General features: G+C 64.2%; 16 protein-coding genes and 1 pseudogene. 7 read left to right on the top strand and 10 right to left on the bottom strand.

The genetic code is table 11. The features are described 5' to 3' along the window. Positions 1–127: 127 nt before the first annotated feature. Positions 128–454: a hypothetical protein gene (locus tag ACLLJI_RS00455; protein ID WP_434616631.1), complete on the bottom strand. Its 327-nt coding sequence runs from the start codon at positions 452–454 to the stop codon at positions 128–130. Between the two features lie 225 nt (positions 455–679). Further along, positions 680–1,915, bottom strand: a complete 1,236-nt coding sequence (locus ACLLJI_RS00460; RefSeq protein WP_434616634.1) for an IS110 family transposase — start codon at positions 1,913–1,915, stop codon at positions 680–682. A 471-nt stretch (positions 1,916–2,386) separates the two neighbouring features. On the opposite strand from ACLLJI_RS00460, the gene ACLLJI_RS00465 reads away from it, so the two are divergent. The 5 genes from ACLLJI_RS00465 (at position 2,387) to ACLLJI_RS00485 (ending at position 4,571) form a co-directional block, all read left to right on the top strand. After that, on the top strand, positions 2,387–2,725 hold the full coding sequence (locus ACLLJI_RS00465) for an ArsR/SmtB family transcription factor (RefSeq protein WP_434616637.1): 339 nt from the start codon (positions 2,387–2,389) through the stop codon (positions 2,723–2,725). Position 2,726: 1 nt separating this feature from the next. Then, positions 2,727–3,374, top strand: coding sequence for a dihydrofolate reductase family protein (locus tag ACLLJI_RS00470; RefSeq protein WP_434616640.1), 648 nt, complete (start codon positions 2,727–2,729; stop codon positions 3,372–3,374). A 9-nt stretch (positions 3,375–3,383) separates the two neighbouring features. Next, positions 3,384–3,845, top strand: a complete 462-nt coding sequence (locus ACLLJI_RS00475; RefSeq protein ID WP_434616643.1) for an SRPBCC domain-containing protein — start codon at positions 3,384–3,386, stop codon at positions 3,843–3,845. A 21-nt stretch (positions 3,846–3,866) separates the two neighbouring features. Continuing rightward, positions 3,867–4,052, top strand: a complete 186-nt coding sequence (locus ACLLJI_RS00480) for a hypothetical protein (protein WP_434616646.1) — start codon at positions 3,867–3,869, stop codon at positions 4,050–4,052. Positions 4,053–4,217: 165 nt separating this feature from the next. Further along, positions 4,218–4,571 (top strand): hypothetical protein, encoded by a 354-nt coding sequence (locus ACLLJI_RS00485; RefSeq protein ID WP_434616649.1) that lies wholly within the window; start codon positions 4,218–4,220, stop codon positions 4,569–4,571. Positions 4,572–4,786: 215 nt separating this feature from the next. On the opposite strand, the gene ACLLJI_RS00490 is transcribed toward ACLLJI_RS00485, so the two are convergent. The 6 genes and pseudogenes from ACLLJI_RS00490 to ACLLJI_RS00515 all read right to left on the bottom strand — a co-directional run bounded on the left by ACLLJI_RS00490 (position 4,787) and on the right by ACLLJI_RS00515 (position 9,226). Further along, a complete protein-coding gene (locus ACLLJI_RS00490; protein WP_434616651.1) occupies positions 4,787–5,128 on the bottom strand; it encodes a GNAT family N-acetyltransferase in 342 nt (113 codons plus the stop codon). A 239-nt stretch (positions 5,129–5,367) separates the two neighbouring features. Beyond that, positions 5,368–5,501: pseudogene (locus ACLLJI_RS00495) on the bottom strand (ISL3 family transposase); the annotation flags it as partial. Between the two features lie 72 nt (positions 5,502–5,573). Next, positions 5,574–6,596 (bottom strand): patatin-like phospholipase family protein, encoded by a 1,023-nt coding sequence (locus ACLLJI_RS00500; RefSeq protein ID WP_434616654.1) that lies wholly within the window; start codon positions 6,594–6,596, stop codon positions 5,574–5,576. A 269-nt stretch (positions 6,597–6,865) separates the two neighbouring features. Next, positions 6,866–8,230, bottom strand: coding sequence for an MFS transporter (locus tag ACLLJI_RS00505; protein ID WP_434616657.1), 1,365 nt, complete (start codon positions 8,228–8,230; stop codon positions 6,866–6,868). Positions 8,231–8,306: 76 nt separating this feature from the next. Continuing rightward, on the bottom strand, positions 8,307–8,438 hold the full coding sequence (locus tag ACLLJI_RS00510) for a hypothetical protein (protein WP_434616660.1): 132 nt from the start codon (positions 8,436–8,438) through the stop codon (positions 8,307–8,309). Positions 8,439–8,440: 2 nt separating this feature from the next. Further along, positions 8,441–9,226 (bottom strand): SDR family NAD(P)-dependent oxidoreductase, encoded by a 786-nt coding sequence (locus tag ACLLJI_RS00515; RefSeq protein ID WP_283559541.1) that lies wholly within the window; start codon positions 9,224–9,226, stop codon positions 8,441–8,443. 97 nt (positions 9,227–9,323) lie between these two features. Here ACLLJI_RS00515 and ACLLJI_RS00520 point away from each other — a divergent pair, with 97 nt between their 5' ends. Together ACLLJI_RS00520 and ACLLJI_RS00525 are read left to right on the top strand one after the other, a co-directional pair. Then, the gene (locus ACLLJI_RS00520) at positions 9,324–10,706 is read left to right on the top strand and encodes an FAD-binding oxidoreductase (protein ID WP_434616665.1); all 1,383 of its coding nucleotides are present in this window, start codon (positions 9,324–9,326) and stop codon (positions 10,704–10,706) included. Between the two features lie 244 nt (positions 10,707–10,950). After that, on the top strand, positions 10,951–11,754 hold the full coding sequence (locus ACLLJI_RS00525; RefSeq protein ID WP_434616668.1) for a class I SAM-dependent methyltransferase: 804 nt from the start codon (positions 10,951–10,953) through the stop codon (positions 11,752–11,754). 163 nt (positions 11,755–11,917) lie between these two features. Here the strand turns inward: ACLLJI_RS00525 and ACLLJI_RS00530 are convergent, their stop codons facing one another. Further along, the gene (locus ACLLJI_RS00530; protein WP_434616671.1) at positions 11,918–12,109 is read right to left on the bottom strand and encodes a hypothetical protein; all 192 of its coding nucleotides are present in this window, start codon (positions 12,107–12,109) and stop codon (positions 11,918–11,920) included. Beyond that, a complete protein-coding gene (locus ACLLJI_RS00535; protein WP_434621777.1) occupies positions 12,106–12,321 on the bottom strand; it encodes a hypothetical protein in 216 nt (71 codons plus the stop codon). The genes ACLLJI_RS00530 and ACLLJI_RS00535 overlap by 4 nt, the downstream gene beginning before the upstream one ends. Positions 12,322–12,365: the final 44 nt, after the last annotated feature.

Below are 12,365 nucleotides of genomic sequence, written 5' to 3' on the forward strand. Positions count from 1 at the left end.
GCGAAGTCTCAAAACCACCATTTTGGGTTCAGCGGCTCCGTCCGCCGACCGGCTTACGGGACTGTGGCACGGTCTACATCGGGGACACCTGTCAGTCCACGAAAGATCGAGAACAAACCCGCCCAGGCTATAAAAGTCCGGTAGAGGAGCTTTCTGCGATCATTTCCGCACGCATCCGGAACTCAATATCGGCTGCCGACTGGTCGTTCGGGTCCGTCCCAAACAACCACGTCAAACCCTTTAGCCCCCGGGCGTCGCGACCGACAAGTGCGATCGCGATAAGTGTGTCATCGGCAGCTTTTTCCTTTGCCCATTTGTGAACTTCGCTGAAAGTGGCATCGGAAACGTCAACTGTAGTGATTGCGCGGTCGATTCCCTTGGCGAAGTAGACCCGAAAAATGGAGTCATGCTGCTCCCAGGTACTATCTCGCTCGTCTACTTCCTCAATGTTCATAGTCAACATGATAGGTAAAGCGATGGCGCTGGCACATAGCTCACATCGTTCCGAAGAGCTATGACTCTCAGGGCGAGGAGGTGCGTCGGTTAGCGTTCCCCTTACGGACACGGAATCACTGTGCAGTCACCTTCTAGTACGAAAGTAGAGGTGAGTTAGGCAGCTGCTGGTGTGATGCTGACCTCGTAACCGAGAGTTTTGAGCTAGTACGAAAGTAGAGGTGAGTTAGGCAGCTGCTGGTGTGATGCTGACCTCGTAACCGAGAGTTTTGAGCTGGCGGATAGCTCTGCTCTTGGCTTGTTCGGGATCGCGTTTGAGGTAGTAGTCGGCTCCGGGATCCTGGTAAATCTCGCCATTGGCGAGCATATGCCAGGTAGCGGTGAGGATGACGTGCTCGATTGCGACGATCGCTTTGACCCGGCCGCGCCGGCCGGCAATTCGCCTGTACTTGACGCTGAGGTAGGTATTTTTGCTTCGGGAAGCAGACATCGCGGCGATACCCAGAGCAGCTTTCAGGTACTTGTTGCCGGGCATGATCTTGGTCGACTTGATCCGGCCGGCGGACTCATTGGAGCCTGGACAGACACCAGCCCAGGACGCCAGATGCGCTGAGGTGGGGAAGACACTCATGTCGGCGCCGGTCTCGGCGATGATCACGTCGGCGACCAAGCTCGAGACTCCCGGGATGGTTATCAGCGCTTCCCGCGCTGCGCGAAAGGGCTCGATCATCGTCTCGACGCGCTTGGTGAAGTCCTTGATGGTCTGGTCAAGCTGATCGATGCGGTCCAGATGAATACGAACCATGAACGCGTGATGGTTGCCGAACATCCCGGTGAGCGCCTCGGTGAGCTCGGGAATCTTTGACCTCATACTCGCGCGGGCGAACTGTGCCAGTACCTGCGGGTCCCGCTCTCCCATAATTAGCGCCTCCAACATCGCCTTGGATGAGACACCGGTCAACTCACTGACAACGCCGGAGAGTTTAATGCCCGTGCTCTCGAGGAACTTCTCCAGCCGGTGCAGTTCCCGCGTCCTATCCTGAACGGTGACAGCCCGAGCACGGGTTAGGTCCCGCAATTCCCGGATGGGCTCGGGGGGAACGAACGAGGCACGCAGCAACCCATGCGCTCCGAGCTGAGCCAGCCAGGCGGCGTCGGAAACGTCGGTCTTGCGGCCGGGTAAATTCTTCGCGTGTTTGGCGTTGACCAGCATCAACGGCAGACTCCCCTCAAGGAGATAATAGAACGGCTTCCAGTAATCGCTGGTTGATTCCATCACCACAACCGTGACGTTCTGTTCCTCCAGAAACGTGCGCAAGGCCAGAATCTGATTCGTGGTGGCACCCCACGTCGTCACTGTCGAGGTGAACTGGCCCCTGACTTTACCTGGAACCCTGAGACAAACCTTCGCGTCACGTTTGGAAATATCCATCCCAACGGAGCGCTCATGCACAATGTCCATTCCCGTAACCCTTCTTCAACTCTGGGTACATATGAGTGTCTGCCACGGGGAGGACAGGGAGAAAATCAGGAATCTAGCACTCGTGCTCGAAGCAACAATCCACGGTTCCCGTGGAAGCCCTCCACGCCACGCTGAAAAACAGGCTCCAACTCGGCACCAAGAAGAACCGGCGTCAACCGCAACAGACAAAAACAATTATTCGCCCACCATCACCCCAACGACAGGGCGGGAGCCAGCCACGGCCATATTTTCAACCCCCACGGCGCGACAGCGTCACCACACCGCTGAAATGATGACAGGCAAATTACCAACGGCACCCTGTTCGCAGGCCGCCGACCCCTTAGCGTGAATTTCCGTACCGTTCCTCCTCGGACCCCGAAACGGCAAAACCTTAGCGTTGGACATTTCACTTATGCACAAGTCACCCCGAGCCGGTTGACGAATCCCTGCCTTTCAATAATAGTTAGATATGTGCCTAAGTATTACGACGAGCTCGACGCCGTGCTCCGCGCTCTCGCGGATCCGACGCGCCGGGCCGTCGTGGAACGGTTGGCGAAGTCCCCAGCCGTCGTGTCCGAACTCGCGGCACCGTTCTCGATGGCGTTGCCGTCGCTCATGCAGCACCTGCGCGTCCTCGAGAACGCGGGACTGGTCACGTCGCAGAAGCACGGACGCGTCCGCACCGTGAGCCTGCGACCGGGCGCCCTCGACGTCCTGCACCTGTGGCTGGGCGAGCAACGAACCCCCGCAGAACGCCAAGCCGACCGGCTCGGCATCCACCTGACCCGCACCACCACGAAGGAAATCTGACATGACCCGCGTGCGCATCGACCTGTTCATCTCGCTGGACGGCTACACCTCGACGACCGACCACGCCCCCGAAAATCCGATGGGTGAGGACTGGGCGCGCCTCACGGCGGCCTACGCCGCGACCCGCACGTTCCACGAGCGCGTCTTCGGCGACACCAGCGGCACCGGAACGACCGGCATCGACGACTCCTACGCGGCCGCGTTCTTCGAGGGCGTCGGCGCCGAGATCATGGGCGCGACCATGTTCGGCCTGCACTCGTTTCCCGACGATCCGGACTGGAAGGGCTGGTGGGGTGACCAGCCGCCGTTCGGCACCCCGGTCTATGTCCTCACCCACACCGCACCGCGTCCGTCGATCCCGATGGAGGGCGGAACGACGTTCCACTTCCGCAGCGCCGCAATCGAGGACGTGCTCGCGGAGGCGACCGAGGCTGCCGGCGGCCTGGACGTGCGCGTCGGCGGTGGGCACAGCACCGCGCGCGACTTCCTGCGCGCCGGCCTGGTCGACCACTTGCACCTCATGGTCGCCCCGATCCTCCTCGGCCGGGGCAATCGACTGTGGGACGACCTGCGCGGCCTCGAACTCACCCACCAGGTGACGACGGAAGTGGCCGAGAGTGGCACGACCCACGTCACCTTCACGCGATAGGACGCACTCATGACGATCGAACGCCGACTGGCCCGCGCCGGGTTCACCCTGACCCGCGATTACCCCGTTCCTCTCGAGCGCGTCTGGGACGCGTTCGCCGAAGAGGACCAGAAGCTGGCCTGGTACGGCGCCGGCGACACCATTGAGCCCGGCGAGTGGGCGTTCGACTTCCGCGTCGGCGGACGCGACGTCGCCGAGGGGACGTTTCATGACGGTCCGGTCTCGCGGTACGAGGCCACGTACACCGACATCGTCGAGCACGTCCGCATCGTCACGACGTACAACATGTGGCTCGACGGGGTCCACATGTCGACGTCCGTGGCGTCGTTCGAGTTCGAGCCGATCAACGAGGACACCCGGTTCACGCACGTCGAGCACGGCGTCTTCTTCGACCAGTTCTGGGCCGACGGGCCAGGCCGCGAGGAAGGCAGCCGGGGCCTGCTCGAGGCTCTGGGCGTCTACCTCGCGTGACGCACCTCCGGCGATTGGGCGGTGGCTGAGCAACCAGTCCGGGCCGATTTCGTGGCCCATGTACGGTCGGTGCGCGAAGCATTCCCAGAACGCCGAGTGATTCACCAAAGTCGCCCGAGCTGGCTCGGGCAGCAATCGTTGGACATCTATCTGCCGGACCAGAACATCGGCATCGAATATCAGGCGCGCAGCACAGCCGCCCGGTGAGCCGTTCGGTGGACAGCTCGCCTACGAGCGACAGATGGAGCGGGATGCCCGCAAGCGCGACTTGTGTCAAGCCAACGGCTGCCAGCTCATCGAAGTGCATCCTGGCTACGTCCTCGATGAAGTTCTTGCCGAGATCCGAAAGCGATCGAGCACTGACCCTGGACGGTGATCCGCGAGTGGCTTCTGAGCTACGGATCGCGCGAGACTTTCCTCATGACCCTCTTCGAATGGCTCGCCACCGTCGACTGGGGGCGGCTCGTCGTGGGTGTGATGATCGGGCCAAAGGCCACGTTCATCACGATGGGGCATCCTGATGTCCCAGATGAACGGCGTCAGTTTCTCACGGGTGCGCCGATCGATGTGGCGGAGAACGTCTGGATCGGGGCCGGTGCGATGATCCTGCCCGGCGTTACCACCGGCCGTGACGCCGTTATCGCGGCTGGCACCGTCGTTGCCGATGACGTTCCGGCAGCGAGCATGGTCGCCGGGCCCAAGGGAACGGTCCGTCGTCGCTGGTGACAGCCATCGTGAGAGCGTTCCGTCAGCAACCCGGTTCGGAAAGGTGAGACGTCCTGGTGATCGTTCCGCTTACGGTGTCGGTTTTCGAGCTGAATGGAGACACTATCGACAAGCTTTTTGACGGCACATCATGTCAAGCGAGTAGCGCCATGGGTCCACGGACGCACTACTTCAGCGATTCGGCTCGATGCAGAGATGGCCCTTCGCAGTTTTGGTTACAGCATCAGGTCCTTGACGAGCAGCTGGTCGCGTTCGATGGCATGTCGGACGGTTCCGCCGTCCGTGGCCCATTCGTATCCGCTCACATCGAAGACCCCGGTCGAGCGGTAACCCAGGCGCAGGTACAGACGTTTCGCGTTGGGATTGTCATCGGCCACGCCGACCGCTGTCTGACGCAATCCCTGTCGCCCAATTAATTGCTCCGCTGCTGTTATCAAGGCGCTGCCGACCCCCTGCCCGCGATACTCATCGCGGACCTGAATGTGGTTGATCTCTACAGCCTGGGGGAATGCCTCCCTCGCATTGGATCCCACGCAGCCACCCCATGGCGACGGCACTCATCCAGGGCGGCAGCGGCCAGGCACACGCCGTGGAAGGGCCCATCGCCGCGACGGCGTCGGGCAGCTCTACGCTGGTGGCGGTCTTGAACCCGGCGAGGGCGTCCATCGCGACGACCGCCAGATCGCGGCGCCAGGGTTCGGGGCGGCCCGCGAGCCACTGCTTGAACGCGTGCTTGGAACGTCACGCTGTCGTGCGGTGCCCCTTCGCGTCCGCACCGACGAAATTAGCCCGCCGAGTCGTCGGGATCGACGACTCGGCGGGCGAGGACAGCGCAATCTGGCTCGAGTCGTTGCACGATGACTTCAAGTCCGAGCTCGTCCAGGCGCGTGAATGTGGTCAGGTCAGGCAGGCGAAGGTAGCGTCAGGCACGTCGCGCCCATCGGCCCTCCGAGGCACGAGCAGGTGTCCTCACGCCTACCGAGTCTACGGGGTTCGTAGGCGTCAGGGCCAGAATTCGGTGAGCTGGTGGGCAAGAGCTCTGCCTTGGTCGTAACCGGCTCGAGCGGCGGGCGGACGCGTCGACAGATCCATCATGTTGGCGCCGAACATGTTCTCGGAGTTGCTGTCCGGGAAGATCGTTTCGACTCTGCTGCCGCGTGCGCGTAGTTCGTCGACCTGCGTCGCGAGATCCATCCCCCAGTCCAGCGGATGCCGTGATCTGCCGCCGAATGGTGACAGCACCAGCACCCGTGCGTATCCGGCTGCCAGATCGGCATTCTCGTTTCTTCGGTAGCCGCCGTTGATGTATCGGCTGTCGCCGATGCTGTAGGGAGAGCCGTTGGAGGTACTGGCGGCCACGGCGTCCACCAAGTCGACTCCGCTGTGGCGGTCGAACACGACCGGCTCGCCGGTATCGGCATCGACCGCCACGATGAGCATCGGCCGTTGTGGCCAGTGCTGACTGGGCAGCCGAGCGGCGACGGTAGCGCGCCACTTCTTTTGCGCAGAACTGTGCGCCGCCGGGTCCGTCTCGAGCGCCGCCGCGCCCATTCTGCGGCGCATGTCGGCCGGATTCTCAGCGGCCGCGATGATGGCGCTCGTCTTCTCCATCATGTTCGCCGCCTCCATAATCCGCGCTCGTCCACCGTCGGATCCTGCCGGGGCGGTCCGCGGTGGGGTCTCAGCGGCAAGGATGGCGGCAAGAAGTTCGGCGGGTTGGGTTCCGCTGGTTATCTGGGCCGCGGCGGTCGATCCGGCTGACGTCCCGATGGTCAGGTCGGGCTGGGTCACATCCAACCCGGCTTCGAAGAGGCCGGCGATGACGCCGATCTCCCAAGCGTTGCCTGCCGATCCGGCACCGGCGAGGACCAACGCTCGCTCACCCGCGGCGGGCACTCGCCTTGCGGCGTCGACCTGCTGGTCGGGCCTCGACCGGTCGCCATGCCCTGGCGCCTCGTGCTCGGTGATGCCGTCGGAGGTCCTCGTCGAGGTGAGGTGCAGAGTTGAAGAAGGTGTTGTGTTCATGGGAGTCGCCTTTCGCGAATTGCCTGTAGGGCGCTCCCGGTGGCGACTACCTCAGTCGCGCGATCGTGGAATTCAGAGGAGCACCCACTGCGGATACTGCGTTCATGGGTATCACCTCCTGCCGATGGATCACGATTGACTCAATTTAGCACGCCCTTAGCCTACGATTTTTTCCGTTTTCTGATTATGATCCCAACTCTGCCGGGCGGCCGTCGCCGTCGTCTTGCTTACCGCTAAATTGGACAATTTAGCGGTAAGGGAGGGAAGCGCTAGCCGAGCCGGTCCGCCTGAATGGTTTCGCCGTCGTCGGCCTTCGGCGCGGCCTTAAGAATCAGCACCACCACGCCGGCGGCCACCATCGCCAGCCCCACGGCCCACATGCCCGCCTGCTGCGTGCCGGTGATATCAGCCAGCCACCCGGTGACGTACGGGCCGATGAAACCGGCCGTATTGCCGATCGAGTTGATCAGCGCCACGCCGGCGGCGGCCGCGGCTCCGGAAAGGAACATCGTGGGCAACGGCCAGAACGTGGGAAGCGCGGCGCAGATGCCCATGGTGCAGACGGTGATGGCGATCATCGCCGCGACGGGGGAGCTCAGGTAGAGCGCGATCGGGATCGCGATCCCGCCAACAATCGTGGGAAGGGCCACGTGCCAGACGCGCTCGCCGGTCTTGTCGCCGTGTCTGGCCCAGAAGTACATGGAGAAACAGCCGAAAACGTAGGGAATCGCCACGATAAAGCCCTGCTGCAGCACGGAGAAATCGGTGTGGAATTCCTTTTTGAACCCGGCGATGATGGTGGGCAGGAAGAATCCGATCGCGTAGAGGCCGTAGACAATGCCGAAGTAGACGAATGCCAGCGCCCAGATCCGCCCCTGCGTCAGGGCCTGCTTGAGTGTCACGTGGTAGCGCTTGGCGGTCTGTGCGTCTTCGGCGTCCATCTCGCGGCTCAACCAGGCCCGCTCGTCGCCGTCGAGCCACTTAGCGTCCGCCGGACGGTCTGTCAGGTAGAACCAACAGATCACGCCCACGATGATGGCCGGCAGGCCTTCGACCAGGAACATGAACCGCCAGCCGTCCAGGCCGCCGAACACCTGATGTCCGGTGGTGATCAGCCAGGCGGACAACGGGGATCCGATCGCGGAGGAGAGCGGCACGGCCAGCATGAACAGTGCGACGGCGCGGGCGCGCTCGCGTTTGGGAAACCAGAATGTCAGGTACAAAATGATGCCGGGGAAGAAGCCGGCCTCCGCCACGCCGAGCAGGAAGCGCAGCACGTACATGGTGCCCGCGTTGGGCACCCAGGTCATGATGGTGGCGATGATGCCCCAACTGACCATGATCCTTGCGATCCACCGCCGGGCGCCAAATTTGTGCAGGGCCAGGTTGCTGGGCACTTCCAGCAGCAGGTAGCCGACGAAGAACAGCCCGGATGCGAGCCCGAAGGTGCTGGCGGTGAAGCCGAGCGCGGCGTTCATGCCGTGCGGGGCGGCAAACGCGATGTTGGTCCGGTCCAGATAATTGATGAAGTAGAGCAAGCCGAGGAACGGCGAAAGCCGCCAGGCGACCTTGCGCATGACGCGCTTCCGCATGGCCACGTCGGCGGCCGGCACCGGATGAGAACTGATCGTCATGAAGGGCTCCTCATTGAGCTGGTGCATCGGCGGCCGGTGCACTGGCGGCGTTCTGCGGCTTCGTGTTGCCTCTTGTCTACTCTGGAGGCTCGGGCTGCGTCCAGCTTCGGCGCGCCGTTCGCGGGACAGTGAAGTCAAGGATGACGATGACGATGACGATGACGATGACGACGGCGACGGCGCGTGCCGCCGCGGTCACCGCTGTCAAGGCTAGACCTTCGGTTCGAAGCGCCCGTCATTGGCCATCCAGCCGCCGTCGACCAGCATGGCGGAACCGGTGACGAAGGAGCTCGCGTCGGAGGCAAGGAAGACGATGGCACCACCGATCTCGTGCGGCTGACCCCAGCGCCTAAGCGGGCTCTTTTGCTCGTAGGCACTCCACCAATCGGGATCGGCCTTGATCTGCTGCGTAAGCGGGGTTTCAAAGGCGCCGGGCAGCAGCGCGTTCACCCGCACGCCGCGGGTGCCCAGCTCGGTGGCCATGGTCTTGGTGAGCTGGACGACGCCGGCCTTCGCGGCCGCGTAAAGGCCCTGCCCCGGTTCCACCACGAGAGCGCGGAAACTGGCGAAGGTGATGATGGAACCGCCGCCCCGCTCGGCCATGGAGTCACCGAAGGCCCGCATCAGCCGGTAGGTGCCCTTGAGATTAATGTCGATTACCTTGTCGAAGTCATCGTCGGTCGTGTTCACCAGCCGCTTGCGGGCGTTGTAGCCAGGCGTGATGACCAGGACCTCTGCGTCGGCGTGTTCCGCAGCGGCGGCATTGACGGCGTCGGTGCTCGTGACGTCCAAGGCCAGAGTCCGGCCCGTTCCGCCGGCCGCAGTAATCTGCCGGACCGTCTCCTCCGCCCCGGCCGTATTCAGGTCCGCCACCACCACCTCAGCGCCGAATTCGGCCAGCGCCAGCGCCCCGGCCTGCCCGAGACCGCTGCCCGCACCGACCACCACGGCCTTGCGTCCGGTCAGATCAAACAATGCCTTTACCGATGGTGCCACGACGGTCTCCTCGCGTTGTCCGATGTTGGTCAGCCGAGTCTAACCCCGCCCTCGGACAGCGGATGCCGGGCGGGCGTTGCATGGTAGCGTGCGGAGAATGAGCACTGAACTCCTGGCGCGCCTGCGCAAAGTGGTCCCGGCGGATCGCATTCTGACCGATCCACAACCGCTGGCTGCCTACAGCCACGACGACGCCGAATGGGCTGAATTTGTCCCGCCGCTGGCTGTGGTACGCGCCAAGACCACAGAGGAAGTCTCCGCGGTGGTTCGAATTGCTGCGTCCACCGCCGTGCGGATTGTGCCCCGGGGAGCCGGAACCGGGCTTTCCGGCGGCGCCAATGCCGTAGCGAACTCGTTGGTGCTCACACTGGAACTGATGACCGGGATCTTGGAGATCAACCCCGATGAGCGGTTCGTCCGAACCCAGGCGGGCGTGCTCAACGATTCGCTCCGCGAGGCCGTCGCGGCGCAGGGCCTCTGGTACCCGCCGGACCCCGCCAGTTACAAAATTTCCACCATCGGTGGCAACATCGCCACCAATGCGGGCGGTTTGTGCTGCGTTAAGTACGGCGTGACCCGGGATTACGTACTGGGGCTGAAAGTGGTGCTAGCGGACGGTTCCGTGGTGGACCTCGGCCGGCGAACAGCCAAGGGCGTCGCCGGATACGACCTGACGGCCCTCATCGTCGGCTCGGAGGGGACGCTGGGCATCGTCACCGAGGCAACTTTGAAGTTGTTGCCGCTGTACGGGAGGGAAAACCGCGCTGTCACGGGGTACTTCAACGATCTGGTGGACGCCGGAAATGCCGTCGCAGCGGTCAGCAGGGCAGGGATCATTCCCGCCGCCCTGGAACTGGTGGACCGGACATGTCTGCAGGCCGTGGACGATTGGCAGCAACTGGGGCTGTCCCAGGAGGGCGGCGTGCTGCTGCTGGCCTCGGTGGACGAGCCTGGGGCCCGCGGCGAGGAATTGTCCAGGGAGCTGCACGGGATATTTACCGCAGCCGGAGCCACCAAGGCGGAGCGTTCTCTGAGCGCTGCGCATGCCGAGGAACTGTTCCTGGCCCGCAGACTGGCCTACCCGGCACTGGAGCGACTGGGCCCGGTCCTCACCGAGGACGTCTGCGTGCCGCGCACTGCGGTGCCGGAAATGCTTCAGCGGATCGAGAGCACCGCGCGACGATTCAATACGGTGATCGCGAACATCGCCCACGCGGGTGACGGCAATCTGCATCCACTGATCATTGCGCCCGTGGACGACGACGACGCCAAGTCGCGCGCGAAGGACGCGTTCGACCAGATTGTGGCGGACGCGCTGGAACTGGGCGGAACAACGACGGGCGAACACGGCGTTGGACTCCTGAAGCTTCCCGGAATGCTGGCGGAATTCGCGCCGCGGGTCATCGACATGCACCGTAGCGTCAAGAATGCGCTGGATCCACAGGGACTGCTGAATCCGGGCAAAGCCTTCCCGGCCTGAGATGGGCCGCTCCCTATGCGCCAAAGCCTTCTGCGCAGAGGTCTTTACTTGTCAACGCTGGGTATCGGCTACGCCCGGACCCGCGTAGGATCGGGCCATGACGGTATGGCAGCTGCGCGCGGTGCGGGACGCAGTGACGGCGCGGTGATCAGCACCGGCGTCTTGGTCTGCACGTCGGGCTCCAGGCCGTCGGAACAGCGCGTGCTGTCTCGCTTGGTTGCTTTGAAGAGTCAGGATCCGGGCCATGGTCGACTGGGGAGCAGGAAGATACGAGACGACGGCGGCCGAGCTTGAGCCTGTCGCCCGAGCGGTCGTTGAGCAGGCCGCGCCGTCGGCTGGCGATGACGTTCTCGACGTCGGCTGCGGGACGGGCAATGCCGCGCTGCTAGCGGCTGCGGGCGGCGCGCGGGTGATCGGCGTGGACGGCGCGCCGCGGCTGCTGGAGGTCGCAGGCCAGCGCGCGCGGGCGCAGGGGGTCATGCTTGAAGTTCGGCAGGGCGATCTGCTCGCCCTGCCTGTGGACGACGCGGCCTTCGACATTGTCCTGTCTGTCTTCGCTGTCATCTTCGCGCCGGATCCGGGGCGGGCGCTGCGGGAGATCGCCCGCGTCCTGCGAACCAGCGGGCGGGTGCTGCTCAGCGCCTGGGTTCCAGCGGGCCCCATTGACGACATGCTGGCCGCAATGGGCCGCATTGTCGGCCGCGTCACCGACGCCCCGCCGCCGCAGCGCTTTGCGTGGTCCGACTCCGCCGCCCTGGCTCCGCTGGCGGCCGGTGCAGGTCTCATGCTCAAGCGTACGACCAGGGCCGAATTGCCGATCCGTGCCACCTCACCCGCGGCCTACGTCGCAGCGCAGAGCGAACATCCGATGGCGCTTGCGGTCCGCGAGATCCTGCACCGGGCCGATGCCGAAGCACAGGTACGGGAGGCGATGACCTCCGTCCTGCGGGAGGCCAACGAAGACCCGAACGGCTTCCTCGTCCACAGTCCCTACGTTGTACACGAGCTGCAGGCCAGGACCGCGGCTGCCACGTCATCGCCTTCGTAGAACCGGGCGAGCGGGCCCCCAAGCCCGACGGGACGGTGCGTGACCATGAGATTCTGACCTGCGGAATCCTTCCCGGCATCACCTCGGCAGTGCTCGTCACTGTCGGGCAAAGCCTCCCCTTCTGAGCTCCGGTCCGATGCCAGCCAGAGGCCTGCCCCGCGGCTTAGGCACCCGGCTCCGGGTGCCGCCCGGACCACGGCCGCAGCTGTTCCACCGCCGCCCCGATGCGGAAGACCGCCGCGTCGTCAAAGGGGTGGCCGACAATCTGCACCCCGGTGGGAATACCGCAGTCCGCCATCCCGCTCGGAACTGCCAGCACGGGCCACCGGTTGGCGATGTTGAACGGCGCCGTCATGTGGGCCTACCAGTAGTGCTCCAGCGGTGCGCCATCCAGCTCAATGCCGTCAGGTGGCTGGCATCCGCCTCGAGCGCTGGAATGGCTGACGCCGGGCACAGCAGGGCGTCGAAGCCCTTCATCGCAGCGGCCAGCTCCGCCTGGATGCGCGATTCCGCCCGGATTCCGTCCAAATGGCGGTGCGTGGCGGCCGCGGCCCGGGCATCCGCCATGAAGCGCCGGGTGTAAGGGGCCAGCAGCTCTTCGGCGCCGGCGG

It is taken from the genome of Arthrobacter sp. A5 (genome assembly GCF_051131705.1).
Lineage (GTDB): Bacteria > Actinomycetota > Actinomycetes > Actinomycetales > Micrococcaceae > Arthrobacter_M.

Excerpts from the sequence above, each read along its gene's own strand:
- ACLLJI_RS00455 (WP_434616631.1), bottom strand. The coding sequence starts at position 454 with ATGAACATTGAGGAAGTAGACGAGCGAGATAGTACCTGGGAGCAGCAT.
- ACLLJI_RS00460 (WP_434616634.1), bottom strand. The coding sequence starts at position 1,915 with ATGGACATTGTGCATGAGCGCTCCGTTGGGATGGATATTTCCAAACGT.
- ACLLJI_RS00470 (WP_434616640.1), top strand. The coding sequence starts at position 2,727 with ATGACCCGCGTGCGCATCGACCTGTTCATCTCGCTGGACGGCTACACC.
- ACLLJI_RS00475 (WP_434616643.1), top strand. The coding sequence starts at position 3,384 with ATGACGATCGAACGCCGACTGGCCCGCGCCGGGTTCACCCTGACCCGC.
- ACLLJI_RS00500 (WP_434616654.1), bottom strand. The coding sequence starts at position 6,596 with ATGAACACAACACCTTCTTCAACTCTGCACCTCACCTCGACGAGGACC.
- ACLLJI_RS00505 (WP_434616657.1), bottom strand. The coding sequence starts at position 8,230 with ATGACGATCAGTTCTCATCCGGTGCCGGCCGCCGACGTGGCCATGCGG.
- ACLLJI_RS00520 (WP_434616665.1), top strand. The coding sequence starts at position 9,324 with ATGAGCACTGAACTCCTGGCGCGCCTGCGCAAAGTGGTCCCGGCGGAT.
- ACLLJI_RS00525 (WP_434616668.1), top strand. The coding sequence starts at position 10,951 with ATGGTCGACTGGGGAGCAGGAAGATACGAGACGACGGCGGCCGAGCTT.
- ACLLJI_RS00530 (WP_434616671.1), bottom strand. The coding sequence starts at position 12,109 with ATGACGGCGCCGTTCAACATCGCCAACCGGTGGCCCGTGCTGGCAGTT.
- ACLLJI_RS00535 (WP_434621777.1), bottom strand. The coding sequence starts at position 12,321 with ATGGCGGATGCCCGGGCCGCGGCCGCCACGCACCGCCATTTGGACGGA.